Here is a 528-nt window from a genome sequence, read left to right as displayed (position 1 = left end):
TACACCGCCTAACAATGGTGACAGTACCCAAGAAATGGCAATCGTCCCTATCGTACCCCAATCAACAGTAGAAAATGCACTTGCACTACCACCCAAATCAAAACCCAACACAATAGAGCCACCAACCACACCACCAATAATAGAGTGGGTAGTGGATACTGGCAGACCTTTACGCGTAGCAAACAACAGCCAAAATGCGGCGGCAATTAACGCAGATAACATGACATAAATAAACTGGTTGGGGCTAACAGGTAAGCCGTCTAAATCAACGATACCCTTACGAATAGTATCGGTAACCTCGCCGCCTGCCAGCACCGCTCCTGATACTTCAAAGATCGCCGCCACACCCAGTGCTTGTGGAATAGTTAATGTACCAGCACCGACTGAAGTGCCAAATGAGTTGGCGACATCATTACCACCGATATTGAATGCCATAAAGACACCAAAAGCGGTTGCCACAATAAATAGCGTCGTCTGTTGACGCATTGTATAATCGAGTCCCCACCATAAAAAATAGCCGGTCATCGC

At 47.0% G+C, this 528-nt stretch carries 1 protein-coding gene; it reads right to left on the bottom strand.

Annotated features, from left to right (window positions below; genetic code table 11):
• Positions 1-528: inorganic phosphate transporter (locus tag ACS8FD_RS24320; protein WP_439277731.1), on the bottom strand; the 528-nt coding region annotated here is incomplete at both ends.

The sequence above is a fragment of the Psychrobacter sp. 1U2 genome, from assembly GCF_051847575.1.
The sequence above is the reverse complement of the archived record's forward strand: the minus strand, read 5'-3'. Positions and strand labels throughout refer to the sequence as shown.